This window comes from Neobacillus piezotolerans, from assembly GCF_003362805.1.
GTDB classification, from domain to species: domain Bacteria; phylum Bacillota; class Bacilli; order Bacillales; family Cytobacillaceae; genus Bacillus_D; species Bacillus_D piezotolerans.
This window is the reverse complement of record NZ_QNQT01000005.1, coordinates 162,269-186,329: the sequence shown is the minus strand read 5'-3', so window position 1 is coordinate 186,329 and position 24,061 is coordinate 162,269. Positions and strand designations below refer to the sequence as shown.

Annotated in this window: 29 protein-coding genes; 12 read left to right on the top strand and 17 right to left on the bottom strand. The window is 45.4% G+C overall.

Annotated features, from left to right (window positions below):
* Nucleotides 1–30: 30 nt before the first annotated feature.
* Both DRW41_RS13335 and DRW41_RS13330 read right to left on the bottom strand, forming a co-directional pair.
* Nucleotides 31–990: a nuclease-related domain-containing protein gene (locus DRW41_RS13335; protein WP_181884544.1), complete on the bottom strand. Its 960-nt coding sequence runs from the start codon at nucleotides 988–990 to the stop codon at nucleotides 31–33.
* Nucleotides 991–1,347: 357 nt separating this feature from the next.
* A complete protein-coding gene (locus DRW41_RS13330) occupies nucleotides 1,348–1,479 on the bottom strand; it encodes a YuzL family protein (protein WP_115452501.1) in 132 nt (43 codons plus the stop codon).
* A gap of 85 nt (nucleotides 1,480–1,564) precedes the next feature.
* Between DRW41_RS13330 and DRW41_RS13325 the strand changes: the two genes are divergently transcribed.
* From DRW41_RS13325 to DRW41_RS13315, 3 genes are all read left to right on the top strand, one after another.
* Complete coding sequence (locus DRW41_RS13325; protein ID WP_115452500.1) at nucleotides 1,565–1,807, top strand: YkuS family protein; 243 nt, start codon at nucleotides 1,565–1,567, stop codon at nucleotides 1,805–1,807.
* A gap of 129 nt (nucleotides 1,808–1,936) precedes the next feature.
* Nucleotides 1,937–2,584: a molybdate ABC transporter permease subunit gene (gene modB / locus DRW41_RS13320; RefSeq protein WP_245959430.1), complete on the top strand. Its 648-nt coding sequence runs from the start codon at nucleotides 1,937–1,939 to the stop codon at nucleotides 2,582–2,584.
* 73 nt (nucleotides 2,585–2,657) lie between these two features.
* Nucleotides 2,658–3,365, top strand: coding sequence for a DUF421 domain-containing protein (locus tag DRW41_RS13315; protein WP_115452498.1), 708 nt, complete (start codon nucleotides 2,658–2,660; stop codon nucleotides 3,363–3,365).
* Here DRW41_RS13315 and DRW41_RS13310 read toward each other — a convergent pair.
* From DRW41_RS13310 to hutU, 3 genes are read right to left on the bottom strand one after another with little or no spacing between them, the layout of a single operon-like run.
* A complete protein-coding gene (locus DRW41_RS13310) occupies nucleotides 3,336–4,322 on the bottom strand; it encodes an agmatinase family protein (RefSeq protein ID WP_115452497.1) in 987 nt (328 codons plus the stop codon). The two genes, DRW41_RS13315 and DRW41_RS13310, sit on opposite strands and share 30 nt — an antisense overlap.
* A complete protein-coding gene (gene hutI / locus DRW41_RS13305) occupies nucleotides 4,316–5,590 on the bottom strand; it encodes an imidazolonepropionase (protein ID WP_115452496.1) in 1,275 nt (424 codons plus the stop codon). The genes DRW41_RS13310 and hutI overlap by 7 nt, the downstream gene beginning before the upstream one ends.
* 53 nt (nucleotides 5,591–5,643) lie before the next feature.
* A complete protein-coding gene (gene hutU, locus DRW41_RS13300) occupies nucleotides 5,644–7,305 on the bottom strand; it encodes a urocanate hydratase (RefSeq protein WP_115452495.1) in 1,662 nt (553 codons plus the stop codon).
* 164 nt (nucleotides 7,306–7,469) lie between these two features.
* Between hutU and DRW41_RS13295 the strand changes: the two genes are divergently transcribed.
* The 7 genes from DRW41_RS13295 (at nucleotide 7,470) to yidC (ending at nucleotide 14,125) form a co-directional block, all read left to right on the top strand.
* Nucleotides 7,470–7,922, top strand: a complete 453-nt coding sequence (locus DRW41_RS13295; protein WP_115452494.1) for a cupredoxin domain-containing protein — start codon at nucleotides 7,470–7,472, stop codon at nucleotides 7,920–7,922.
* Nucleotides 7,923–8,267: 345 nt separating this feature from the next.
* Entirely contained in the window at nucleotides 8,268–10,538 is a 2,271-nt protein-coding gene (gene pflB, locus DRW41_RS13290) for a formate C-acetyltransferase (protein ID WP_115452493.1), read from the top strand.
* Nucleotides 10,539–10,597: 59 nt separating this feature from the next.
* Nucleotides 10,598–11,347, top strand: a complete 750-nt coding sequence (pflA, locus tag DRW41_RS13285; RefSeq protein WP_115452492.1) for a pyruvate formate-lyase-activating protein — start codon at nucleotides 10,598–10,600, stop codon at nucleotides 11,345–11,347.
* 143 nt (nucleotides 11,348–11,490) lie between these two features.
* Nucleotides 11,491–12,222, top strand: a complete 732-nt coding sequence (locus DRW41_RS13280) for an urease accessory protein UreH domain-containing protein (protein WP_115452491.1) — start codon at nucleotides 11,491–11,493, stop codon at nucleotides 12,220–12,222.
* 95 nt (nucleotides 12,223–12,317) lie between these two features.
* Nucleotides 12,318–12,896, top strand: a complete 579-nt coding sequence (locus DRW41_RS13275; protein ID WP_115452584.1) for a biotin transporter BioY — start codon at nucleotides 12,318–12,320, stop codon at nucleotides 12,894–12,896.
* A gap of 128 nt (nucleotides 12,897–13,024) precedes the next feature.
* Nucleotides 13,025–13,315, top strand: coding sequence for a hypothetical protein (locus DRW41_RS13270; protein ID WP_115452490.1), 291 nt, complete (start codon nucleotides 13,025–13,027; stop codon nucleotides 13,313–13,315).
* Between the two features lie 27 nt (nucleotides 13,316–13,342).
* Nucleotides 13,343–14,125 carry a membrane protein insertase YidC gene (yidC, locus tag DRW41_RS13265; RefSeq protein ID WP_115452489.1) on the top strand — a complete coding sequence of 261 codons (783 nt, stop codon included), beginning with the start codon at nucleotides 13,343–13,345 and terminating at the stop codon, nucleotides 14,123–14,125.
* A gap of 38 nt (nucleotides 14,126–14,163) precedes the next feature.
* Here yidC and DRW41_RS13260 read toward each other — a convergent pair whose 3' ends face one another.
* The 10 genes from DRW41_RS13260 to DRW41_RS13215 all read right to left on the bottom strand — a co-directional run bounded on the left by DRW41_RS13260 (nucleotide 14,164) and on the right by DRW41_RS13215 (nucleotide 20,826).
* A complete protein-coding gene (locus DRW41_RS13260; RefSeq protein ID WP_115452488.1) occupies nucleotides 14,164–15,357 on the bottom strand; it encodes a M20 metallopeptidase family protein in 1,194 nt (397 codons plus the stop codon).
* A gap of 145 nt (nucleotides 15,358–15,502) precedes the next feature.
* Nucleotides 15,503–16,162 (bottom strand): amino acid ABC transporter permease, encoded by a 660-nt coding sequence (locus DRW41_RS13255; protein WP_115452487.1) that lies wholly within the window; start codon nucleotides 16,160–16,162, stop codon nucleotides 15,503–15,505.
* Between the two features lie 29 nt (nucleotides 16,163–16,191).
* Nucleotides 16,192–17,022 carry an ABC transporter substrate-binding protein gene (locus DRW41_RS13250; RefSeq protein ID WP_115452486.1) on the bottom strand — a complete coding sequence of 277 codons (831 nt, stop codon included), beginning with the start codon at nucleotides 17,020–17,022 and terminating at the stop codon, nucleotides 16,192–16,194.
* A gap of 463 nt (nucleotides 17,023–17,485) precedes the next feature.
* Nucleotides 17,486–18,286, bottom strand: coding sequence for a signal peptidase I (gene lepB, locus DRW41_RS13245; RefSeq protein WP_115452485.1), 801 nt, complete (start codon nucleotides 18,284–18,286; stop codon nucleotides 17,486–17,488).
* A 1-nt stretch (nucleotide 18,287) separates the two neighbouring features.
* Nucleotides 18,288–18,821 (bottom strand): sigma-70 family RNA polymerase sigma factor, encoded by a 534-nt coding sequence (locus DRW41_RS13240; RefSeq protein WP_115452484.1) that lies wholly within the window; start codon nucleotides 18,819–18,821, stop codon nucleotides 18,288–18,290.
* Nucleotides 18,822–18,934: 113 nt separating this feature from the next.
* Nucleotides 18,935–19,276 carry a fluoride efflux transporter FluC gene (locus tag DRW41_RS13235; protein WP_115452483.1) on the bottom strand — a complete coding sequence of 114 codons (342 nt, stop codon included), beginning with the start codon at nucleotides 19,274–19,276 and terminating at the stop codon, nucleotides 18,935–18,937.
* Nucleotides 19,273–19,668, bottom strand: coding sequence for a fluoride efflux transporter CrcB (crcB, locus tag DRW41_RS13230; RefSeq protein ID WP_115452482.1), 396 nt, complete (start codon nucleotides 19,666–19,668; stop codon nucleotides 19,273–19,275). Before crcB ends, DRW41_RS13235 begins: the two co-directional genes overlap by 4 nt.
* Before the next feature lie 21 nt (nucleotides 19,669–19,689).
* On the bottom strand, nucleotides 19,690–20,289 hold the full coding sequence (locus DRW41_RS13225) for a GNAT family N-acetyltransferase (RefSeq protein ID WP_115452481.1): 600 nt from the start codon (nucleotides 20,287–20,289) through the stop codon (nucleotides 19,690–19,692).
* Nucleotides 20,290–20,347: 58 nt separating this feature from the next.
* Nucleotides 20,348–20,551 (bottom strand): DUF6501 family protein, encoded by a 204-nt coding sequence (locus tag DRW41_RS13220; RefSeq protein WP_115452480.1) that lies wholly within the window; start codon nucleotides 20,549–20,551, stop codon nucleotides 20,348–20,350.
* A gap of 29 nt (nucleotides 20,552–20,580) precedes the next feature.
* A complete protein-coding gene (locus DRW41_RS13215) occupies nucleotides 20,581–20,826 on the bottom strand; it encodes a hypothetical protein (RefSeq protein WP_115452479.1) in 246 nt (81 codons plus the stop codon).
* Nucleotides 20,827–21,073: 247 nt separating this feature from the next.
* On the opposite strand from DRW41_RS13215, the gene sda reads away from it, so the two are divergent.
* Complete coding sequence (gene sda / locus DRW41_RS13210) at nucleotides 21,074–21,205, top strand: sporulation histidine kinase inhibitor Sda (protein WP_048825127.1); 132 nt, start codon at nucleotides 21,074–21,076, stop codon at nucleotides 21,203–21,205.
* A 146-nt stretch (nucleotides 21,206–21,351) separates the two neighbouring features.
* Here the strand turns inward: sda and mnmH are convergent, their stop codons facing one another.
* Both mnmH and DRW41_RS13200 read right to left on the bottom strand, forming a co-directional pair.
* Entirely contained in the window at nucleotides 21,352–22,431 is a 1,080-nt protein-coding gene (gene mnmH / locus DRW41_RS13205) for a tRNA 2-selenouridine(34) synthase MnmH (protein ID WP_115452478.1), read from the bottom strand.
* Between the two features lie 287 nt (nucleotides 22,432–22,718).
* The gene (locus DRW41_RS13200; RefSeq protein WP_181884543.1) at nucleotides 22,719–23,372 is read right to left on the bottom strand and encodes a hypothetical protein; all 654 of its coding nucleotides are present in this window, start codon (nucleotides 23,370–23,372) and stop codon (nucleotides 22,719–22,721) included.
* Between the two features lie 74 nt (nucleotides 23,373–23,446).
* On the opposite strand from DRW41_RS13200, the gene DRW41_RS13195 reads away from it, so the two are divergent.
* A complete protein-coding gene (locus DRW41_RS13195) occupies nucleotides 23,447–24,052 on the top strand; it encodes a class I SAM-dependent DNA methyltransferase (protein ID WP_181884542.1) in 606 nt (201 codons plus the stop codon).
* Nucleotides 24,053–24,061 lie beyond the last annotated feature (9 nt).

Here is a 24,061-nt window from a genome sequence, read left to right as displayed (position 1 = left end):
ATCTTGCTCCTGTTTTTTCATTTGGGAAAATTAGGTCAATTTCAAGGTATACCGCCTCCCTTTTGTCTTCCCTTCCCTGTTCAAATCCATTGACGTTAACATCTTATTGGCTAATTTTAATGAATCTATACCAAGAATCAAACGGCATTCCAGGTTTGTTATACGATTTCCTTTAACAAGCAAATGATCCGAAATGACACCTACATGGGCATCCTTTGAATTTACATAACAAATTTTACAATGCCAATACCCTCTAAATCTAACCATCGGCCGGTACCCGCAATTAGGACAAGCGATATAATTAAGGAGTTCTTCGGGCTTTAGTTTATAAAAACCCAAAATATTTATTGGCTGTGGAGAATGCACCTTTTTAAGAGCCTTAGCAATCCTTTTAACTTCTTTTTCTGTTAGCAGTTCTTTTTTATAACGCTTGGAAAGCTCCATAACCTTTAATGGCAGGCTCTTATCCGTGCCGACATGCCTGGCTGTTTCGTAGTTGCTGCATCTTATTACAGATTGCGTATTGCTAATGATGGCGAGATGTTCCATCGGCACCTCAATCATTTTTCGGTCCCTGAACCATCCTTTCAGCTGTGTACAATGGTTCAATGCCTGGATAAGCGGATTATCCGCGCCGGTTACAGTTTGGTGGTGGGAAACAGTGAGCTGGCCAGTTTCATGATTGAAATACAGTTCTCCTTCAAGGCATTTTATTTCAATAATTAGTAAAAATCTTGTAGTTAGAATAAGGGTGTCAATTTGAAAGTGAAGTTTATTGTGGAAAAGGGATAAATCATGGAGGATAAGAAATTCGGTTTTATCCAGAAGATTTGCATAGTAATCGGAACTTTTTTCACCATTGTATCCTTTTCTGCGGTATTTAAGATTTCGGTTGATATCTGGGATGACTCGGTGGTTTTGAGGCAGCAATCGGAGGAGAGCTTCAAGGCATTGGATCCAAATTGGGATCCCGCGGGCTTTTATTAGCAAAAAAATTACTCCTTTCTTCTTTTTCTCCACTATTCCTTCTTACTAATGGTGGTGTTTTCCTGCTAAAAGTAATAAATGTCAAAAAATAGCCACAATTATCGCTTAAAATGTAAAATAAACCCATCTTTTTTCTCGGTTATGCTATTAAAAAATTTTTAGTTAGAATAATTCACCCCAAAATTTAAGTTTATTTCCCTGGTTTTTCAATTAATCACCCCATTTAACAATAAATTTTCCTTTATCTAAATTTACTGAAAATTCACAAGGCTATTTACCACTCCCAGCACCTTGTAAAAAGCCCTTTCCCCCATAAAAAACAGAACTCCCCCTCGGGAGAGTTCCGCCTAACCAAAAAGTTTATGACCGTTTCTGCTTATTTCTGGACGAGGGAGCTTTCGTATTTCCAGTTTCCTTGTTCGTGGTTCCCTGCCCTTCCACTTCGGATGAATTCAACCCTATTGTGGATGGGTCCTGTTTTCGTTTGCCCAATTAAAACACCTCCCAGCTTTAGGGTTCACTTTGCCGCATCAATTATTCAAAAAAGGGCAAGATAGGGTCGAAGGAGGTGTGGTTTATGGCAAAAATAGGAGTGGAACAATCTCTTGGGAATGTGCAACAGGCCTTAAGGGAACGGGGATATGATGTGGTCGAACTGAAACAAGAGTCAGATGCCGCGGACTGCGAGTGCTGTGTAATTACCGGACTGGACTCAAACATTATGGGAATGCAGGATACAGTTACAAAAGCTCCCGTTATTGAGGCGAACGGCCTATCGGCGGATGAAGTATGCAGCCTTGTTGAAAACAGGCTCGGTTAACATATTTCCTTTTTCAAGTGACAGGACCGCTTTTCTTTGTTAAATTAAGACTGTCTTTCCATGCCGTCCGGGAATGGAAAGACAAGTCGCCCCAAGGCGGGACTACATTTGTGACTGGATGGAACGAATTTGGTTAATCCTATTATTCTCTCAATTCAAACAGCGGCTATCGCTCTTGCCCTTGCATTTCCATGCGGAGTTTTACTTGCCAAGACAATGGCTGGCAAACGATTCAGGGGCAAAACAGCATTGGAAACGCTTTTCCTGCTTCCTGTTGTCCTTCCACCGACCGTTGTCGGTTTTTTGCTTATCATCCTGTTTGGGAAACATAGCCCGGTTGGTTCCATGATTGAATGGGTTTTTGGCAATTCGATCATGTTCACCCCCTGGGCGGCAGCCCTCGCTTCGACCGTTGTCGCATTCCCGTTGATGTACCAATCCGCGAAAGCTGGCTTCGAATCAATCAACCCGGAAATTGAAGAAGCGGCCCGAATGGACGGGGCGGGAACGTGGAGGACGTTCTTACATATTACTCTTCCCCTTTCGTCAACGGCCCTTGTGACCGGGGCGATCCTAAGTTTTGCCCGGGCGCTTGGAGAGTTTGGGGCCACCCTCATGTTCGCGGGGAATATTCCCGGTAAAACGCAAACCGCCCCGATTGCGATATATATGGCAATGGAATCCGGCAGGACGGATGAAGCATGGTTCCTGGTGGCGGTTATAATCCTGATTTCATTTATCATGCTCTATCTTTCTTCCTTATTAAAAAGTAAGTAGATAGCCGCATATTTCCCATCGGGCATGGAAAACTACACCCGCCATCTACATCAACTAGTTGGGAAGTGCTCTCGTGGAAGCAATCATTCCGTCCATCTTGAGGACAGCAGTTTCGTTTTTAATATTGCTGTTCATCCTTGCAATGTTCGGCAGGCAAATCAATGCGCATAAGAACCATTTTAATATGGCGATGGCCATTACCGCTGGCTCGCTCGTTGCGAATATGGGCTTCAATGTAAACCTGAAATTTTTGCCGATGCTTTGCTCATTCATGACACTTGTTCTGTTCTATTATCTTGCTGCCATTGGGACGTATCGGTCCCCCTTTTTTTATAAAATCCTTTCTGGTCCATCCACCATCTTGATTGAGAATGGAAAAATTAACGAAAAAAACCTGGCATCCGTAAAAATTCCTAAAGAAGGTTTGCATCAGCAATTAAGAGAGAATGGTATCTTTTCTATCTCTGAAGTTAAAAAGGCGATACTCGAACCGAATGGGCTTCTTTCGATTGAAAATAAAGCCCCCCTTGAGAAGGGGAGCTTTGCATGCGTGATTCCGGAATATCTTCTTAAAGGCGTTCAGTTGCCCGCCGAGCTTATCCGGGATGGCGAATGCCTTTATCGTATGTATCCCGAGCAGTTTATTTCCTGGTTTGAGGGATATCTTTATGGCAAAGGCATGGATTCCAAAACTGTCGGGTACGCGGTCATTTCCTCTGATAGCGTCCTTTTTGCCATAAACTCCGAATCCTTAAGCCTCCCGGTTCTTGACTCCCGTTAAAAATGTAAGAAATGTATATACCCCTGTTTTTACAGTGGCCAGCGCAGGTGTATCCTTCGTTGGATCAAGGCAGACGATGTCCATCGCCCCTACCTTCCCTGAAAGGCCGGCTTCATAGACGCCCTCTAATAACTCATGGGAAGACATCCCACCCGGAGTCGACGCGGGGACTCCCTGAGCGAAAGCAATGTCGAGGACATCCATGTCAATCGTCACGTAAATCAAGTCAACCCTCTCCGAAAGTTCGGCAACCGCCTCCCTTACGGTTTCTGCTATACCTTTTTTCCTAGCTTCCCTCAGGGTAATGTAATTGACACTGTGTTCTTTTGCATAAGCCAAAAGAGTCTGACCGTTAAAAAAGCCATGCAGACCGATATTAAAGACGTTTTTCCCCTGGATAATCCCGTTTTCAATCAAATACCGGATAGGCGTTCCGTTCGTCGGGCCGTGGTCGGCAAGATCCCGCAGGTCAAGATGGGTATCGAATTGCAATATACCAATTTCTTTTCCAGGATGCGCGGCTTTCAGGCCGGAAATGAGCCTTGCCGTTACGGAATGATCCCCGCCTATGGAAACCGGAAAGGCATCCGGCAGTTCCTCCTTCAGGTATTTCATTGCCTGTGTGATATTATCATGCGATCTCGCTATATCGGTAAAATGCATTTTTACATTGCCAAGATCAAGTACCTTCAACTCTTTGAGGTCAGTGCCGTAATCGAGATTGTAGGTAGAAAATCCGCCCCATGCACGCCTGAACGCTTCGGGAAACTCGGAAGCGCCTGATACAGAAATGGACGAACGGGAAAGCGGGACCCCGAGAACCGCAATATCCCAGCCGCCTTCATTAAAAGAAAAGTCCCCTCCCGCCTGGAAAATCCAATCCTTTACCTTTGGATCCTTCGTTTCCGTATCCCTCCGCCAGGCAAACTGGGTGGGTTCCAGATAATTTCTTAGCATAATACCCCATCCCTTACGACAATCTTCCCTTTTTTAATGACAGTATCCGTATGGTTCATCCCGTAATTGTACTGGAGCTTTTTATAGTTCGGGACATTCGCAATAAGGATATCCGCCTGTTTGCCCGTTTCAATACTGCCTACTTTTCCTGCCCGGCCAATCGCATGAGCGGCATTGATGGTGGCGGCAGTTATGACTTCCTCCGGTGACATGCCCATTTTTAGGCAGGCTAGGTTCATGATGAGCGGCATAGATACTGTTGGAGATGAGCCAGGATTGCAGTCCGTCGACAAGGCCACCGCTACTCCAGAATCGATCATTTTTCTTCCATTCGCACTTTCAGCCATCAGGAAAAACGCCGTCCCTGGCAAAAGGACGCCAATGACGCTTTTTTCCGCCATCCTTTCAATTCCCGTTTGGGAAGCCTTCAGCAAATGGTCCGCGGAAATCGCGCCAACTTCGGCCGCAAGTTCAGCCCCTTCATACGGCTCAATTTCATCAGCATGGATTTTCGGCGTCAGACCGAACCTCTTTCCTGCTTCAAGTAACCGCCTTGATTGTTCCGGGGTAAAAACGCCCCGTTCGCAAAACACATCATTGAACTCCGCCAGGCCTTCCTCCGCGACTTTAGGGAGCATTTCTTCAATAATCAAATCAATAAACCGATCCGGGTCACTCTTAAACTCCGCCGGAACTGCATGCGCTCCCATGAACGTGCTGACAACATCCGCCGCATGCGCTTCATTTAATTTTTTCGAAACAACAAGCTGCTTGTATTCCGTTTCCCAATCAAGGCCGTAGCCGCTTTTTGCCTCCACAGTCGTTACACCGTGCAATAGGAAACTATCAAGTCGTTTCATTCCTTCAAAAAATAGTTCTTCCGCGGAAGCGGCTCTCGTCCGGGAAGTAGTGGCGTGGATGCCGCCGCCGCTTTCCATGATTTCCATGTAGGTCGCACCCTTAAGGCGCATCCCGAATTCATCTTCCCTGCTGCCCGCATGGACTAGATGGGTATGCGGGTCGACGAGGCCGGGAAGGACAATCTTCCCGGACGCATCAATAATGTCAGCCCCATCCAACCGGCCTCCTGCCGCCGCGGCTACTTCCTCTTCTGTGCCAACCGCGGCGATTTTCCCCCCGTAAAGGAGGACGGCCCCATTTTCAATGATTGAGAGATTGGCCATCTCCTCTCGAGTTGCCGGTTTCTCTGAATAACCTTTTACAGTTACCACTTGTGAGGCGTTCTTTATTAAAATTGTTTCGGACATTCAATCATTTCCCCTTTTCGACTTAGTTGCCTTGCCGTACAATTCGCTAGGGGCTAATCAAGCATCGGGATGTTAAGCCCATTTTTCTTCGCCGCGTCCACCGCCAAGTCGTATCCCGCATCTACGTGGCGTACAATGCCCATGCCCGGGTCTGTTGTAAGGACGCGTTCTAGCCTCCGCTCAGCTTCTTTTGTTCCATCGGCGACGATGACCATTCCGGCATGCAGCGAGTATCCCATTCCGACACCGCCTCCGTGATGGACCGAAACCCAGCTCGCCCCGCCAACCGCGTTGATCATCGCGTTCAATATCGGCCAGTCGGCAACCGCGTCGCTTCCGTCCGCCATTCCTTCCGTTTCTCTGTTTGGCGATGCAACCGATCCGGAATCAAGATGGTCCCGGCCGATAACGATTGGAGCTTTCAATTCTCCGCTTGCAACCATATCATTAATAATTTTTCCGAAGCGCGCCCTTTCCCCGTAACCAAGCCAGCAAATCCTCGAAGGCAGTCCCTGGAACTGGATTTTCTCCCTTGCCATACGGATCCAGTTACAAAGATGTTCGTTGTCGGCAAACTCGCGAAGGATAACTTCGTCTGTCTTGTATATGTCTTCGGGATCGCCCGATAGCGCTACCCAGCGGAACGGCCCCTTCCCTTCACAGAACAACGGCCTGATATACGCCGGCACAAACCCTGGGAAATCGAAAGCATTTTCGACACCGGCGTCTTTGGCGACCTGCCTGATGTTGTTTCCGTAATCGAAGGTGGTCGCTCCCTTTTTCTGCATTTCAAGCATTGCCTTAACATGGACAGCCATGCTTTCACATGACTTTTTCACATAGCCATCCGGGTCGTTTTTCCGGAACTCGGCCGCTTCTTCCAACGAGTAGCCTTCGGGAATGTAGCCGTTCAGCGGATCATGCGCGGATGTCTGGTCGGTTAGCACGTCCGGAACGAAGCCAAGCTCAAGCATTCTCGGCAAAATTTCCGCGGCGTTCCCCTCAAGCCCGATAGAAAGGGCAATTCCCTGAAGTTTCGCTTCCTGTGCTTGCGCCAGGGCATCCTCAAGGGATTCCGCCACAACATCAAGATATTTCGTTTCTATCCTGCGCTGGATATGGTGAATATCCGTATCAATCGCAAGGCAAACCCCGCCGTTCAGCGTAACCGCCAGCGGCTGTGCTCCTCCCATCCCGCCGAGGCCCGCAGTCAGCGTAATTGTATGTTTCAGGCTTCCCGTGAAATGCTGCCTGGCAAGCTCGGCGAATGTTTCATATGTTCCCTGGACGATTCCCTGGCTTCCTATGTATATCCAGCTGCCCGCGGTCATTTGGCCGTACATCATTAGTCCCTTTTTATCCAGTTCATGGAATGTGTCCCAATTTGCCCAGGCCGGTACAAGATTCGAGTTGGCAATTAGGACCCTGGGAGCATCCGGGTGTGACTTAAAGACAGCGACTGGCTTCCCTGATTGAATAAGGAGTGTTTCATCGCTTTCGAGTTTTTTCAGTGCTGAAACTATTGCTTCAAAGCAGTTCCAGTTCCTCGCCGCCTTGCCAATGCCCCCGTACACGACCAAGTCATCAGGATTTTCAGCGACCTCCTCATCCAGATTGTTCATTAACATCCTGAGGGCGGCTTCCTGTATCCACCCTTTTGTATTTAGCTCGCTACCCCTGTACCTGACCACCTTGTTTTTTGTTTCCGCTTTCATTTTTTGCTTCCTCCTCCCGAATGGCTAAAAAATGCTGGGGGTTATGCCGGGTTTACCGTTAACCCTTCCCATTTTTATTATAAAGGAAGTTTCAGAAAAAATAGACAAGTTTACCTGCCTATTCAGCATAAATTAAAAATAGGACAAAGTATGGGAGGGATAACATGCATTTTTTAACAATTAGAAAAGGAACCGCGCTCCTCATTCTCGCTGCATTTTTCGCGGTTGTAACTGCTGCCGGCTGGTGGCTTTTAAAAGCTGGCGATAAAGTTGTAATTAAGGAAACAGCCGGCAATCCTGTAAGGGAAATCCACATGGTTACTGGGGAGTTCATGGCGACGCTCCCTAGCGGGAAAAAAATCGAAGCATACAGATGGGATCCGGGCACGATTTTTATGGAAAAAGGTGAAAAAGTCCGTTTAATCATTTATGGTGTGAATGGGAAAGAACATCCGTTTCACATTGAAAACACCACCATTAAAGGAACGGTTAAAAAAGGTGAAGAAACAGCGGTGGACCTTTCTTTTGATAAAGAAGGAACGTACAGGCTAATCTGCGAGGTCCACCCAGATAAAGAACACAATGGCCCGATGATTGCCTACATTGTTGTTGATTAGGAATTAAAAAGCTGTATGCCCAATGGGGGCGTGCAGCTTTTTGTTTTCCATTTTTAAACAGCGTGTTTTCACTATCAGAATGGTAATAATGTTGATTTTAAAGGATTTCTCTTGTATAACAGTTTTGCGATTTCGAGAAACAGAACTAATACAGTTTAATCCTTTTTGATAATTCAGAAATCAAACAACCTCCTTAATCCTCTACAAACCCAAGATTCACAATATAGTAACAATTACGGGCATTTTAGGGTGATTTTCCTCACATGACATCTGTTATACTCGAGGTAAGATGATATCAATAAAACTGTTATATAGTTTTGAAAATAGTTGAAGAGGTGAACAACCATGGCACAAGCCACTCAGGTTAAAAACAATAAGGAAAAATCCCAAGCTGAACAATGGAATGGCTTCAAACCCGGAAAATGGTCAAACGAGGTAAACGTCCGAGACTTTATCCTGAACAATTTCACTCTTTACGAAGGCAACGATTCCTTTTTATCCGGAGCGACTGATGCAACAAAAACACTATGGGCTCAGGTAATGGAGCTGACAACGCAGGAACGTGAAAAAGGCGGGGTCCTGGACATGGATACCGAAACCGTCTCGACAATCACATCACATGGTCCGGGATATTTGAACGAAGACCTTGAAAAGGTAGTCGGCTTCCAGACCGACAAACCGTTTAACCGTTCCATGCAGCCGTTCGGCGGTATCCGAATGGCGAAAGCAGCCTGTGAGGCATATGGGTATAAATTGAATGAGGAAATTGAACGGATCTTTACTGACTTCCGTAAAACGCATAACCAAGGTGTATTCGATGCCTATACTGATGAAATGATGCTCGCACGTAAAGTCGGCGTAATCACCGGGCTACCTGATGCCTATGGGCGCGGCCGCATCATTGGCGACTATCGCAGGGTTTCCCTTTATGGAGTGGACTTCCTCATCGAGGAGAAGAAGAAAGATTTAAAATCAACCAGCAGTGTGATGAGCGAACAAACAATCCGCCACCGCGAGGAGCTTTCCGAACAAATCCGGGCGCTTGGTGAATTGAAAGAACTGGCAAAGAGCTATGGATATGACATTTCCGCCCCTGCTTCCAATGCCGCAGAAGCTTTCCAATGGCTATATTTCGGCTATCTGGCTGCGATTAAGGAACAAAATGGCGCGGCAATGAGCCTTGGCCGCGTATCAACGTTCCTGGATATATACATTGAGCGCGACCTGCAAAACGGCACACTGTCAGAGACGGAGGCACAGGAACTAGTCGACCATTTTGTCATGAAGCTGCGACTTGTGAAATTCGCGCGTACGCCGGACTACAATGAATTGTTCAGCGGCGACCCGACTTGGGTAACCGAGTCGATCGGCGGCATGGCCCTTGATGGACGCCCTCTTGTTACCAAGAGTTCGTACCGCTTCCTCCATACTTTAGATAATCTTGGGCCAGCACCGGAGCCAAACCTTACTGTTTTGTGGTCCACTCAGCTGCCAGCCAATTTTAAAAAATATTGCGCGAAAATGTCCATCCAAACAAGTTCGATCCAATACGAAAATGACGATATCATGCGCCCGGAATGGGGCGATGATTACGGCATCGCCTGCTGCGTATCCGCGATGGCAATCGGCAAGCAGATGCAATTCTTCGGAGCACGCGCCAACCTTGCTAAAGCTCTTCTTTACGCGATCAACGGCGGCGTTGATGAAAAACTGAAAATCCAGGCAGGACCGGAATTCGCGCCTATCACTTCCGATGTCCTCGACTATGAAGAAGTAATGAAGAAGTTTGATAACATGATGGAATGGCTGGCTGGCCTTTACATCAACACCCTGAATGTCATCCATTACATGCATGATAAATACAGCTACGAGCGGATTGAAATGGCGCTTCACGATTCCGAAATTCTAAGGACGATGGCAACGGGTATAGCGGGCTTGAGTGTAGTCGCCGACTCGCTAAGCGCGATTAAGTACGGAGAAGTGAAAGCAATACGTGATGAAAATGGCCTGGCGGTTGATTTTGAAGTGAATGGCGACTATCCGAAATACGGGAATAACGATGACCGTGTTGACAGCATTGCGGTCGAAATTGTTAAAACTTTTATGAACAAACTCAGGAAACATGAGACATACCGGAATTCCATGACAACGATGTCAGTGCTGACAATCACATCGAATGTCGTTTATGGAAAGAAAACAGGCAATACTCCTGATGGACGCCGCGCGGGCGAACCATTCGCCCCTGGCGCGAACCCAATGCATGGCAGGGATACAAAAGGAACGCTAGCTTCCCTTTCTTCTGTAGCAAAGCTTCCATACGAATATTCTCTGGACGGAATCTCAAATACATTTTCGATCGTGCCAAAGGCTTTGGGCAAGGAAGACGAGAGCCGCATCAACAATCTTGTATCAATTCTCGACGGATATGCAATCAAGGAAGGCCACCATCTCAATGTCAACGTCTTTAACCGGGAAACACTGATGGATGCGATGGAACATCCGGAACTTTATCCGCAGCTGACAATCCGGGTTTCCGGTTATGCGGTGAACTTTATTAAACTTACAAGGGAACAACAGATGGATGTCATCAACCGGACGTTCCATGAATCCCTTTAAGTCATGAAGGGGCTGGCTCAGCCACTGCCCGCCCCTTCTAATTGAAAGGAGAAATAATGATGGACGGAAATATTCATTCAATCGAAACCTTCGGAACGGTTGACGGGCCAGGAATCCGCTATGTCATTTTCACACAAGGATGCCTGCTTCGCTGCCAGTTTTGCCACAATGCCGATACTTGGGAAATAGGAACCGGCAGACGGATGTCCGTTCCCGAAATAATGGATGACCTCCGTTCCTATCTCCCTTTCATAGAATCGTCAGGCGGAGGAATAACGGTGAGCGGCGGGGAACCTCTTCTACAGGTCCCTTTCCTGATCGAGTTATTCAAGGAATGCAAGAAAGCGGGAATCCATACAACCATTGACTCATCAGGCGGATGTTTTTCAAGCTCGAGGCATTTCCTGGACCAGCTTGACGAACTCATGGAATATACCGACCTTGTTCTTCTTGATTTAAAGCATATTGATAGAAAAAAACATATTAATCTTACGGGGATGGCGAATGACCATATTCTCGAGTTTGCAAAATACCTGTCTGATAAAAATATTCCCGTTTGGGTTCGCCATGTCCTTGTCCCCAGTGTAACGGATGCGGTCGAAGACCTTGGAAGATTGGGAGACTTTATCGGTATGTTGGGGAACGTACGTAAGGTTGAAATCCTGCCGTATCATAAGCTTGGCGTTTACAAGTGGGAGGCGCTTGGTCATGAATACCCGCTGAAGGACGTGGAACCGCCTGGCGAAGAAAAAGTACAGCAAGCCTATGAGATTATTACAAAGTCATGGAAATCTCCTTCCTTCTCTTAAAAAATGCTGTCAGCACGACAGCATTTTCTTTTTGAACATCAACAGGTTCAACTAATCTCGTAAGCTGTCATGTTCTGCACACTTTCTCAATAAATTCGTGCTATTTTTAAAAAAAGAATATCGTTAGTTAGGAGAAATGTATTATGTACCAGGTCCTTACCGACATCAGCAACTTCCTGAGCACCCCTTTTTTGTCGATGCTGAACTCATCCGGGCAGTTGCCAATTCTTGCCGCCTTTCTGCTTGGAATCGTCGGGGCCTTGGCGCCATGCCAACTGACAGGCAATATCAGCGCCATCACTTTTTATGGAAATAAGAGCGTCCAGGAGACCGGACAGGTTGCAAATGCGGTATTTTTTATACTTGGGAAAATTATTGTATTCTCCTTGCTTGGGTTGTCCGTCTGGTCGATAGGCCGGGAGTTCCAGGATACACTGATAACTTTCTTCGCCGCATCGAGGAAAGCAATCGGCCCTTTCATCATCCTCCTCGGCCTGTTTTTGGCTGGCGTGTTTAAGCTGGGTTTCCTTAATAAATTATTATCTTTTGTCCCCGTCGTCCGGTCAGGAGGTAAATGGGGCTCTTTCCTGATGGGAGCGGCCTTTTCAATTTCATTCTGTCCGACGATGTTCATTCTGTTTTTTATAACATTGATGCCAATTGTCTTAAGTACATCTTATGGCGCCTTCCTGCCGCCAATTTTTGCAATCGGCACCTCCCTTCCTCTGATCGTCTTTTTACTGATTATCTCGTTCCTTGGAATTGATGGAGCCCTTCTTCGGAAAAGCAGAAAAATCGGCTTTTACGTACAAAAAACAGCGGGCATTTTCCTTATTATGATTGGAATTCTCGATACCATCACGTATTGGGTATAGTATTAAATGTTGACAACTCCCCTTTTCCCGTTATAAATTATTCAGTGTCAACCTATACATAAAGCTGGTTAACACAACGAAGGGGGGATAATATGATGACAAATGAACAATTACGATTAAGAAGAATGATACTCGCTGCTTTATTTGCAGCAATAACTGGAGTACTCGCACAGATGATCATTCCATTGCCTCTTGTGCCTATCACGGGGCAAACCTTGGCGATCGGGCTTGCCGCGACAATCCTGGGCTCTCGCTATGGAACGCTGTCGATTCTCGTTTACCTCGCTCTGGGTGCTGTTGGCTTACCTGTTTTTGCTGAAATGAAATCCGGTATTTCTCCTTTATTCGGACCAACCGGCGGCTACCTTGTCGGCTTTATCCCTACGGCCTTCCTGATTGGCTGGTACATGGAAAAGACTTCTTTTACTGTTAAAAATGCGATAGTTGCCAACATAATAGGTATGATTGTTACACTTGCCTTCGGAACTGTGTGGCTGAAATTATCAGCGGGCTTTGAATGGACCACGGCGCTGAAAGGTGGTTTTTATCCCTTCTTACCGGTTGGCGTCATAAAAGCAGTGCTTGCTGCATCCATCGGAATCGGTGTCAGGAAGCGGCTGGTATCAGCTAACCTCCTATTGCCGCTGGAAAACAACATGAAACAAAGTGCCTAAAGAAGCTGATTTCCAGCTTCTTTTTTCCTTGGCAGCCTGCTTGCTGTACAAATTTTTCCATTCATTCACATTGCTTGTTTTCCGGTTCTGCTTTATACTTTTATCATCTGCAAGAAGGAGGTGATTCCATGATAGACTTGCTTGCGGAACTGTATGACATGAATGCCTGGACAGCGCTCTATACCGGTATCTATCTTGGGATTGCTCTAAAGCTTCTCATTGATATGGGAACGGAGATATCCTTCGCTGAGATTGAAAAACAGGAGACCGGCTTATCCGCGTTGAATCTTACGACGATCCAGGATAAGAACTTAAGCCAGAACGTTAATTCCATCCTTGTATGGATAGGTAAATATATACGAATTAAATACGGTTCACATGATGACTCGGAAGACGCGCATTTCCTCCCTGCCAGTTAACCCAAATTAACTACTCCAGGAGGAAATATGAAACGGAAAAATAGTCTTTTATTGTCAACAATTCTTTTAATTGCAGTTATGGCCTTGGCTGGTTGCTCATCTTCTTCAAATGGCGACACAGGCTTTTTCACACGCTTTTTCGTCCATCCATTCGGTTCAGCCATCCATTATTTTGGAGAACTGTTCGGAGGGAACTACGGACTCGCGATAATCCTTATTACCTTAATTATCAGGCTGGCCCTTATGCCGCTTATGCTCGGGCAGTATAAAAAACAACTGGCCATGAAAAGCAAGATGGACAGCCTGAAGCCGGAACTTGACGCTTTGCAAAAGAAAATCAAGGCCGAAAAGGATCCTGCGAAGCAAAAGGAACTGCAGAGCCAGACCTTCGCGCTGTATCAAAAGCATGGCGTCAATCCTTTAAATATGGGATGCCTGCCCATCCTGATCCAAATGCCGATCCTTACCGGTTTTTACTATGCGATCCGAAATTCAGCGGAAATAGCATCCCATAACTTCCTTTGGTTCAGCCTGGGAAGCCCTAATATTGGAATTACCTTGATCGCCGGACTTATCTATTACCTGCAATTCAGGGTATCCCAATCAAGCATGCCTGCCCAGCAGCAGGAACAAATGAAGTTCATGGGGCTCCTATCGCCCATTATGATCGTAATGTTTTCCTTGAAAGCCCCTGCAGCCCTTCCACTTTATTGGACAGTCGGCGGTACGTTCCTAATCATTCAAACGCTGATTAGTAGACGGCTTTATCAATCGCCAAAAACAGAAGTGAAAGTTTCTCTTCAAAAATAATAAAACCTTCCCGGAGAGTATCATCCGGGAAGGTTTTTTTAGTTTTCCAAAAGTGCGATTGCGGATTGGACCATCAATTGGACGCCGATTTTCATTGCGTCTTCATCAACCATGAATTTCGGGTGGTGCCACATTTCCCTAATCCCTTTTTCTTCATTGCCTGATCCGAGCCAGACATAACAGCCAGGGACTTCCTGCTGATAAAAAGAAAAATCTTCTCCTCCCATTGATGGCTCCGCGTCAACCGTCTGTTCCCTGCCTACTACCGTTTCCGAAACCTTGCGGACAATCCTGGTCACTTCCCCGTCATTGAAGACAGCAGGCAAAAGGAACTGGTAATCGATTACAGCCTCACCGCCAAGCGCAGTGGCTGTATTGGACACAACCTGTTTAAATGAGTTTGCAATTTTTTGCCTTACCTGCTCATTTGAAGTACGCACTGTTCCTTTCAGCATGGCTGTATCAGGAATGACATTATTGGTCGCCCCCGCCTGGAACGAACCAACCGTCACGACCGCGGATTCCTTCGCGGAAATTGTCCTGCTGGCGATTGTTTGCAGCTGCCCAACAATCGCGCTGCCGATGACTATCGGGTCGATTGTTTTTTCCGGAAGGGCCGCATGCCCGCCTTTACCCTTAATGGTTATCCAAAAATCATCGACACTTGCCATTAAAAATCCTTCTTTAACCCCAACGGTTCCTGTTGGCAGTTCCGGGCTGTTATGCAAGCCGATAATTGACTTTACCCCTTCAAGCAATCCTTCCTTAATCATGCCTTCCGCGCCGCCTTCTGCTTCCTCAGCCGGCTGGAAAAGGATTCTGACAGTACCGGGAAGTTTGTCCGCCAATTCCTGAAGGACCATAGCAGCTCCAAGGGCAATCGTGGTGTGGACATCATGTCCGCACATATGGCTGATCCCGTCTATTTTCGAACGGAACGGAAGACCGGACTCCTCCTGGATTGGCAACGCATCGATATCCGCACGGATTGCTACCGTCTGGCCTGTTTCCCTTCCCTGAATCTCAGCTGCAGTGCCGGTTGGAAGGCTCACTGGGATTATCTTTATCCCGCTTTCCTCAAGCCATTTTTTAATTTGCCTGGTGGTTTTGAATTCCTGGTTGCTTAATTCTGGATACATATGTAGCTGTCTTCTCATCTCAACCAGCCTCGGGTACAATTGTTCAACTTTTTCCTTGATCATAGTTGCCAGTTCTGCTTTTACAGCTGCCATTATTTTTCCTCCCAAATAATAACTTGGGTACTCATGCCGAATGAGTTGACCCGGGGGGCTTATGATACAAAAACAAAAACCCATTATCATTTAAAATTACCCTATCTGTCGCCACTTTGGCAAATGCCATTTCGTGGGGCGGCTGTCATTCGTACACACTTACACGCCGTTCAATTTTTCCAACCAAAGCTGTCATTAAAGTTGTAAGCAATAAATAGATCGCTCCTACCATGATAAAAATCTCCATATAGCGGTATGTGCTGCTGATGATTTGCTGACCGGTCCGGAGAAGATCATAGAGCGCGATAGTTGAAACCAAAGATGACTCCTTGATTAAGGCGATGAATTCATTCCCAAGCGGCGGCAACATTCGCCGGAAAGCCTGGGGGATAACGACATGCTTCATTGCCTGGCGATAATTTAACCCGAGTGATCTCGCGGCTTCCATCTGCCCTTTGTCAATGGATTGGATTGCGCCACGGGCAATTTCCGCGATATAGGCGCCGGCGTTCAGCGACAGCGCGATGCAGGCCGAGACAAACGGCGGCATTGTCAGCGCGCTGAACATTGAAGGAATCGCGAAATGGATAACAAATAATTGCAACAGCAAGGGAGTTCCGCGGACGGCCCAAACGTATAACCCGCTTAGTTTTGAAAAAAACTTAACCTTCGATACCCTTCCGAGCCCCAGGATCAAGCCGATTATACTGCCCGCTGCAATCCCGATAACCGCGATTTCAATTGTCACAAGGGCCCCTTTCAGCAAATAGGGGAGATACGTCATCGTAAATGTGAAATAATCCATTCTGTTTTATCTCTCCTTCATCCTTGGATCTACTGTTTGGTTACATCCTCACCAAACCATTTGTTGCTGATTTCCGAGAAGGTGCCATTCTCTTGTAATTTTTGGACAGCATCATTCAATGCTTTTTCAAGAGAATCATCTTCTTTTCGGACCGCGATTCCAACTGGCATTTTCAAAAAGGGATCTCCAGTAACATCGAAAACTTCTGGCTTCAGCGTTTTGTAATATCTCCCTACTGCCTCAGCCACAATGACGCCTTCAACACGTCCGAGCGCCAGGTCATTAAAGACATCCGTGTAGCCATTATATGATTTCAATTCTTTTACCCCAGCAATCTCTTTTGCCGCGCTTTCACTTGTCGAGCCCATTTGGACGCCGACGATTTTGCCTGATAAATCCTCTTTAGTCTGGATTTTCAGCGGGTTGCCGCTCTGAACTGCCAGAATCTGGCCCAGCCTCAAGTATTCGACGAAATCCACTTTTTGCTTCCGTTCATCAGTGATACCCATTGAGGACATTATGATGTCATAGCGCTTGGCGTCAAGGCCGGGAAGGATTCCGTCCCAAGCTGTCGGGATGAAATTAACCTTTACTCCCAGTTCCTCGGAAACAGCCTTAGCCAGATCAACATCAAAGCCGACCAACTCATTTTTGTCGTTTCGGTAATTCATCGGGGGAAACGTATCATCCACGGCAATTGTTATCTCACCCTTCTTCTTTATTTCCTCCAACGTGTTTCCGTTTGAAGCGTCTTTTTGAGAGGCTTTATCTGCTGCTTCCGGAATATCTGGCTTTGCCCCGCAGGCTGTCGCCATTAAAGCCACTCCAATTATAAGCAAAATTCTCAATGCTTTTTTCATGATGATTTCTCCTCCGATTCTTTAATTCTCTAATTCTCTAATCCTTTAACGAGATAAAGTTATGTTGTTTATTTTAACGAGGATATTGTTATTTTGCAAGAATTTTTTCTTTGGAAATTTCATGTTCATAACTATTTTTTAATCTAAATAAAGTTTTAATGCTGAAATTAAAAAAGCCTCGTTTTAAAATTAAAACGAAGCCTTCCCAAGTAAAACACGTTTGATGGATGCATTTTTGCTCATGCATTCATCAGAAAGTGGGCGGTTATTAATATTTATTCAATTATTAAGCTATGGCTTCCTTCCAATGTTTTGAGGCTTTAAAGTATTGGTCGTGTTTATCTCCATAATCCTCTTCCCCTTCACCTGGCCCGGTAAATGGAACTTCAATTAAATGGTTGGATACATCCTGTAAAATCCTCTTAGCATCGATTAGTTTAAGGACATTTCGCTCTTCCTTGTTTTAATCTTCTTTTAAATAGCCCAGTACCTTGCCTTCAATAGCCGAAACATTCAATGGGCCGAAGTTTCTGCTATCAGTCCCTCTAAACCAGTCATCGCTCAGAACAAAGACGGCCGAATCCGGAATTTTGATTCGGGGCATATTTTCCTTAAAATCTTTTTCCGTGATAGTAGAGTTTGGAAGATCCTTGGCAAGATAGGCTTCCATGTCATGGCCTGCCCTTCTTTTCTTTGCGTAAAAGGCCTCTAATTTCTTGCTGTTTATATATACCTGGCCGTCAATGATTTCTACTGTCTCACCAGGAAGCCCTACTACCCTTCCCATGTAAAAGTCTGGTGGGTTAAGGGAAATATTGTCACCTGGATACCTATAGTAAACAATCGTTCCCCTTTGAAATTCCTTTGTTCGTTCTATAACTGTTTTCCGTAGTCCATCAATTGATTGAAAATCATGGTTTCCCCTATCCATATTGTCGGAACCATACTCAATGACGAAGGTATTGCTCCCGTCCTCTACCATATGGATTTCAGGCTTCGTAATGCTGTCCCGAATGATTTCCTCTGCCCCTTGGTTTGGACCGCTTAAAAAAGAATTATAGATATCCTTATAAAAAAGCAGGAAAAACAAGGAGGCCGCCAAAGCTGTAATTAAGTATGGCCGGAGCGACTGTTTAATTTTGGCACTTTTCATTTCCTGGTGAAGTGAGTTCCTGATTTTCTCCTTTTGTATTTCTGTAAAGTGGATTCCTTTGTGGGTGGAAGAGTTCATCGCTTTTCGCAAGTTTCTTAGTCCCTTCTCCATTTCACCTCCTCCTTTCCAGCAGCACTTTTAATTTCTGCCTTGCCCTATTCAGCCTGGTTTTTATCGTGTTTCCATTCATCTTCAAAATCACGCTTATTTCCTCAACCGATAATTCCTCATAATAATAGAGTGTTATTACTTCCCTATATTTGATGGGAAGCGCCATAACACATTCAGACAACAGCGCTTCTTCACTAGTCTGCAGGGTCGCCATTTCCGGTGTTGGTTCCGGTGTTTTTGCCATAGCAAGTAAACTTGAATTAATTAAAACTCGTTTGAAAAATGAACTTTTCAGCAAATCCTTGCATCTGTTAATGGTTATCCTGAATATCCAGGCTTGGAAGGATACAATACGATCAAGGTTTTCATATTCTTTATAGCAGGAAATAAAGACTTCCTGGACAACATCCTCCGCCAGATTCCAATCTTTTGTATAGTTATAGCAAAGCTTGGTCAACCGGTCGCCATATTGGTCCATGATTTCCTCAAACCACACATCTTTATCGTTTCGATTTATCTTTTTATTGCCATCCATTCTGTTCAACCTGCCATCACCCCGTTTCCGCTTACACCTAAGACGACTGAGCCACGAATTGGTTTCATTTTCCTTGTAAAATAAAAAAGAAGCACCGGAATACGATACTTCTTTTAAAGCAGTTCGCCAATAAGGAGGCCAATATAAATCAATACAATTCCGCCAGCCATACTAACAGCAAGATACTTTAGCCTGGAATGCATAATAGGCTCTTTTACAAGTTCAATCATGAACGTGGAGAACGTGGTAAGCGCGCCGGTAAAGCCTATACCGAAAAGTGCGAACATGTTGCCGCTGGCCGCCTTCCCCGCTAAAAACCCAAGCAGCAGGCAGCCGATAAAATTCGCAAGCAGTGTCCCAATAGGAATTCCCTCAGCCTTATTCAGTCTTCGTGATAAAAACAACCGGCAGACCGCCCCGAAAAATCCACCGGCGGCAATCAGGAGAAGTTTCATCCTTCGACGCCCCCCAATTTCACCAAAGCAGACTTATATCCAAACCAGGCGAGAAGAATTCCGCCAGCCAGGCTGATCACTAAATAAGCAAGTGTGTATAAGTATTGGCCAGCTTCAATGTACTTAACTATTTCCAGGCAAAAAGTTGAAAATGTTGTGTATGAACCTAGAAGCCCTGTAGAAAAAGCCAAGGCCAATTGTGGATGGAGCTTTTTGAAAATGGTGGACTTTGCGGTGAACCATCCCAGCAAAAAAGAACCGGACAGGTTAGCCGCTAGCGTCCCATATGGAATTACTGTCTCCGGGGTATGGAGGAATGACAGGAGATAACGGAAGATACTGCCGATCGCCCCACCGATTCCTACAAATACATATACCATAATTAACCACATTCTTCCTATTCAATAAAAATCTTATCGTTGTCCGCTCTCATGAAGCTTTTTCATCAAACCCGCTTTTACCAATGGCCACTCGGAAGCAAGGATGCTATAAACAACCGTGTCTCTCAAATACCCATCCTGAAGTTTCCTCTCCTGCCTTAGGACGCCTTCCTTTGTTGCTCCAATCCGTTCAATTGCCTTTTGTGAAACGAGGTTCCTGCCATCTGTTTTAAGCTGCACCCTGTTGAACCCCAGTTCCTCGAATGCTGTTTTTAAAAGCAAATATTTGCACTCTGTATTTACAGACGTCCTCCATGCGGAAGGATTCAGCCACGTCCAGCCGATTTCAAGGCTCCTGTTTTGCGGCGAAATATCAAGGTATCTTGTGCTGCCAATTATTTTCCCATCCGTTTTTCTGCGGATGATGAAAGGGAACTGGGTGCCTTTCTTTTTCTCCGCCAAAGCTGTTTCGACTGCCTGCTCCATCTCCAATTTGGTGTATATTTTAGTTGCCATGTACGCCCATATCTCCGTGGGCTTCCCTGCCTCCCACAGAGAATCGCAATGACTGTCTTCCATTGGCTCAAGAATAACATTTTGCCCTACAATCAATCCTGCACAGCTAAAATCCATTTTTCAGTACTCCCCCACTTTAAATGCAAAAAGCCGCCGGTTTGGCGGCGGCAATTTTTTAACTTTCCTGAAAATATTCCTTGTAATACCCGCCAACTTTACCGGTGTTGTCAACAACGAAGTAAAATTCATCTGTTTCATTTTTGACGTCATAGACCGTGCCGGGTGTTAGAACATTGTTTACAATGTATTTTTTTGCATTGGCGTGAACGCATTTTACTTTTTTAATCGTTTCTTTTTCCTGCCAATTCAAATGCTGCATTTTATGGCCCCCCTTAAAAGTATATGTCATCAGTATAATGAATGCGGGGCGGTATCCGCAAGGGGTTCAGTAAACCGGGCCAATGCAAAATCCAGTATCTGTTTGAATCGAAGTTCCGTAATCTTATCGGCTTCAAAAGTAAAAACTTCTCCGTTCAGTGTATTCTTGAACGTCATATAGGAGGTATCGCAAATATGGTCTTTTCGAATAAATTGCAAATTTTTATAGTGATCGCTGCCGTAACGGAACTCAAAATACCCGTAGTTTTTTATCATCTCTCTCTACCTCTTTCCTAAAGGGTGGCATTCATTCTTTACCACGGGAAAGATTTGTCCGAAACCTCTCAGAAAATTCTTTGAATAAGAAAAGTTAGCAACCGATTAGTAATTAAGTAGCATTGCCCATCCTTTTGTACTGTTTTTATTTATTTTTCAAAAAAGACTTCCCAAAACTAAGATTAAGCTTTACAATATTGGAAACTGAATATTCAATCTACGTTTCCAAGGAGGGCATTACAAACCAATGAAAATTATGAGCAATGAGCAGCTTGTCGTTTCGTATCGTGATGCAATGAAGTCTGGAACGGAGAAAGAATGGATTAAGATCCTGAAAGATGAAATTCAGCGAAGGGGACTCAGGCCTTTCAAAAAGTAATGCAACTTAAAACCTAACATCGCCAATTGGACTCAGCCGCCGGCTTCATGCCGCGGCTGTTTAAATTTTGTGAAGCTTAGGAGATTCATCCTGCTTCATTTGGCAAGCAAAAAAAAGCATCCCAAAGGATGCTTTTTACCTATACGTCACCCTCTGCCTGAATTAACCGACACCGGGCCCAGTGACAATTCCTTCAAATAGTCTTCGATTTGGGACGCTGCGTCCTCAAAGGTTTCCGCGAAAATGTCTTTGAATTCACCGGAGTATTCAAGCTGTTTATGTTCATACATAGGGTCGTAATAGAATTCGAGCAAAATCCTGATCATCCCGGTGTAGTCTTTGGCGGTAAGGAACTCTTCAAGCATTGCTTTCGTTTCATGCGACTTGATTCGCTTCATGATGCGGTCCAATGCTTCCTTCACTTTGGCGTGATACCATGGCTCGTCCCTGTAGGGAGTAATATATTCCTCTTCGATATGGCTGATCCGGACTTCAATCGGCAAATGGATCTGGATATGGACCCCGGTTGTTTTTACATCCATTAATTCATCTGGCTGGACAATTCGCCCGATTCTTTTGCTTTCTGCTTCCATGATTGTATAAGGCGGTTTGTTCAATTCGGCAAGCCTTTCAAAAAGAAGCGCGTCGAACGTTTTTTGTGAATTGCCTTCCCCAAGGCCGATGGCGCCGAATATTGATCCCCTGTGCCCGGCCATTCGTTCAAGGTCGACAACGGGATAGCCTTTTTGCTCAAGGATATGCAGCACGACCGTCTTGCCGGTGCCTGTCATGCCGTGGATGACAACCGATTTTTCCGGAAGCAGTTCGGGTATTCTTTTCAAAATATATTGCCTGTACGCCTTATAGCCACCCTGAAGCCTTCTCGCCGTTAGTCCGGAAAATTCGAGGAAGGACGCAACCGCCTTGCTCCGCATCCCGCCCCGCCAGCATTGGACGACAGGCATTCCGGTTGAGCCGGCATGTTCACGGATGGTCTTAAGCATTTCAGGGATTTTAGGTGACACAATTTCCATTGCGAGCCACTTGGCTGCATCAGAACCTTCTTTTTTGTATAGGGTCCCGATTCTTGCCCGCTCCTCATCCGTGAAAAGCGGAACATTCATAGCACCGGGAATGGCGCCTTCTTTAAATTCTATTGGTGAACGGACATCGATCACGACTGGATTTTTTGCTGTAAATAATTCGTCTACCGTAATTTCTCTCAAAATTGGATTGGCACCTCTATTTGCTATACTTTATTTTCTTATTTTATAGGATTTAGGCGTTTTTGCAAATGCCACTGCTCAGCAAGGACGTGCATACCTTGGTTTAGTGGTGCGAGTTCTTAATTTTGGAGAGGGATTGAGTCGGAATGTTACAGTTCCGATATACGGTTATGATTGCAGCATAGATCAAAATCCCCAGATGTCCCTTTTTCGAAAATTTTTCGGATTTGATCAATAAATCGCCACTAAGCTTAAGCACCAACAATGGACAAAGCATCCTAAAAAGCCTACCCAAAAGGGTAACCTGTCAATTCACGAATACCGCCTTGAAGAATTTTCCATTTAACCGGAAACTTATTAGTGCCGCTTCTTTCATATACTGCAGATTTGGTTTTCAGCTTCACCGACCAAGTAAAGCCATCAAGTATAATACCTTCACCCGAAAGATAGCTTTTATCCCAGTTCCAGATCGCCGACTTGTATACCTTCCTTTTAAATGCCGCTATGTCGCCAGGCTGCTTGGGTTCCGAAACACCATTGAAACGAGGACTGTCCTTGTCCCGCCATTCTATTAAAATAAATTGGCCCCGTGTAAAATCCACCCTTAATTGATGGGCACCGACGCCAGGCAGTTCCGCAAAAACGGACAGCTTAAGCGGCTGTTTACCGGGGTTGATGGATATCATGCCGTCCTTGATGGAAAACAATTCTTTTTCCTTATTTAACACAGTATAAATCTCCGACGGGCCGTGGGTAAACTCATCACCTAAAAAAAGCGAATCCGCTTCATAGCAGAGTGCGGATAGCGGCAGCGGCCCTTTTTCGTCAAGAATTTTTAGAATTCCCTCATACAGCCACATGGATTCAACCCTCTCATCCTGAAAAAGTAATGCCAGTTTTTCTTTTAGTATAATGAAAATACGGACAATTCTCTGTAACAAATCGCACGTCTATGCCGCTTGGAATTTTCAATCCCGGTTTTTTGGGTAAACAGTATTCAAGGAGGCAAACGAACGTGAAGAGATTTGCTAAGCAATTCAGGGTGCCAGGCGGCTTTTTAGGCAAAATCGCCGGAAAAATCATGTATTTTGAAAATAAAAAAATCAATAAATGGACAATCGATAATCTTTCGCTTACAAACGGGCAAACAGTTCTTGAAATCGGCTTTGGCCCCGGCTATGCGATAGGGCTTATCGCTGAAAGGTGTCCGGATTGTACTATTGAAGGGATTGACCTTTCAACGAAAATGAAGGAAGAAACGGCTAATAAACATGAACATCTACTAAATGCGGGAAAACTCAAGCTGTGGCGCGGTGATATAGCGGATTTTAATTTTCCATCTGAAAAATATGACCGGATTTTCTCAGTCAACAATTTTCCGCTATGGAAAAACCCACAGGAAACTTTGGCCAGGTTTCCTTATGCCCTCAAAAATGGCGGCAAGGTGGCCATTACCGTCCAGCCAAGGGAGGAAGGAGACACGAACCATACTGCCAGGGAACTAGGAGAGCAACTGGAACATGGCCTGAAAGAGGCAGGACTGGAAAACATCTGCATTTCTTTTAAAAACGACCATCCCGTTCTTGCCGTCTGCGCAACAGCTGAAAAACCACACCGTTGACGATGTGGT

Coding starts and splice junctions, on each gene's coding strand:
- DRW41_RS13250 (WP_115452486.1), bottom strand. CDS start 17,022: ATGAAAAAAGCATTGAGAATTTTGCTTATAATTGGAGTGGCTTTAATG.
- DRW41_RS13215 (WP_115452479.1), bottom strand. CDS start 20,826: ATGATAAAAAACTACGGGTATTTTGAGTTCCGTTACGGCAGCGATCAC.
- hutU (WP_115452495.1), bottom strand. CDS start 7,305: ATGAAAGCGGAAACAAAAAACAAGGTGGTCAGGTACAGGGGTAGCGAG.
- crcB (WP_115452482.1), bottom strand. CDS start 19,668: ATGTGGTTAATTATGGTATATGTATTTGTAGGAATCGGTGGGGCGATC.
- DRW41_RS13325 (WP_115452500.1), top strand. CDS start 1,565: ATGGCAAAAATAGGAGTGGAACAATCTCTTGGGAATGTGCAACAGGCC.
- DRW41_RS13225 (WP_115452481.1), bottom strand. CDS start 20,289: ATGGATTTTAGCTGTGCAGGATTGATTGTAGGGCAAAATGTTATTCTT.
- DRW41_RS13220 (WP_115452480.1), bottom strand. CDS start 20,551: ATGCAGCATTTGAATTGGCAGGAAAAAGAAACGATTAAAAAAGTAAAA.
- DRW41_RS13255 (WP_115452487.1), bottom strand. CDS start 16,162: ATGGATTATTTCACATTTACGATGACGTATCTCCCCTATTTGCTGAAA.
- sda (WP_048825127.1), top strand. CDS start 21,074: ATGAAAATTATGAGCAATGAGCAGCTTGTCGTTTCGTATCGTGATGCA.
- DRW41_RS13260 (WP_115452488.1), bottom strand. CDS start 15,357: ATGGCAGCTGTAAAAGCAGAACTGGCAACTATGATCAAGGAAAAAGTT.
- DRW41_RS13275 (WP_115452584.1), top strand. CDS start 12,318: ATGACAAATGAACAATTACGATTAAGAAGAATGATACTCGCTGCTTTA.
- DRW41_RS13235 (WP_115452483.1), bottom strand. CDS start 19,276: ATGAAACTTCTCCTGATTGCCGCCGGTGGATTTTTCGGGGCGGTCTGC.
- pflA (WP_115452492.1), top strand. CDS start 10,598: ATGGACGGAAATATTCATTCAATCGAAACCTTCGGAACGGTTGACGGG.
- yidC (WP_115452489.1), top strand. CDS start 13,343: ATGAAACGGAAAAATAGTCTTTTATTGTCAACAATTCTTTTAATTGCA.
- DRW41_RS13295 (WP_115452494.1), top strand. CDS start 7,470: ATGCATTTTTTAACAATTAGAAAAGGAACCGCGCTCCTCATTCTCGCT.
- hutI (WP_115452496.1), bottom strand. CDS start 5,590: ATGTCCGAAACAATTTTAATAAAGAACGCCTCACAAGTGGTAACTGTA.
- pflB (WP_115452493.1), top strand. CDS start 8,268: ATGGCACAAGCCACTCAGGTTAAAAACAATAAGGAAAAATCCCAAGCT.
- DRW41_RS13240 (WP_115452484.1), bottom strand. CDS start 18,821: ATGGATGGCAATAAAAAGATAAATCGAAACGATAAAGATGTGTGGTTT.
- DRW41_RS13280 (WP_115452491.1), top strand. CDS start 11,491: ATGTACCAGGTCCTTACCGACATCAGCAACTTCCTGAGCACCCCTTTT.
- DRW41_RS13270 (WP_115452490.1), top strand. CDS start 13,025: ATGATAGACTTGCTTGCGGAACTGTATGACATGAATGCCTGGACAGCG.
- lepB (WP_115452485.1), bottom strand. CDS start 18,286: ATGGAGAAGGGACTAAGAAACTTGCGAAAAGCGATGAACTCTTCCACC.
- DRW41_RS13310 (WP_115452497.1), bottom strand. CDS start 4,322: ATGCTAAGAAATTATCTGGAACCCACCCAGTTTGCCTGGCGGAGGGAT.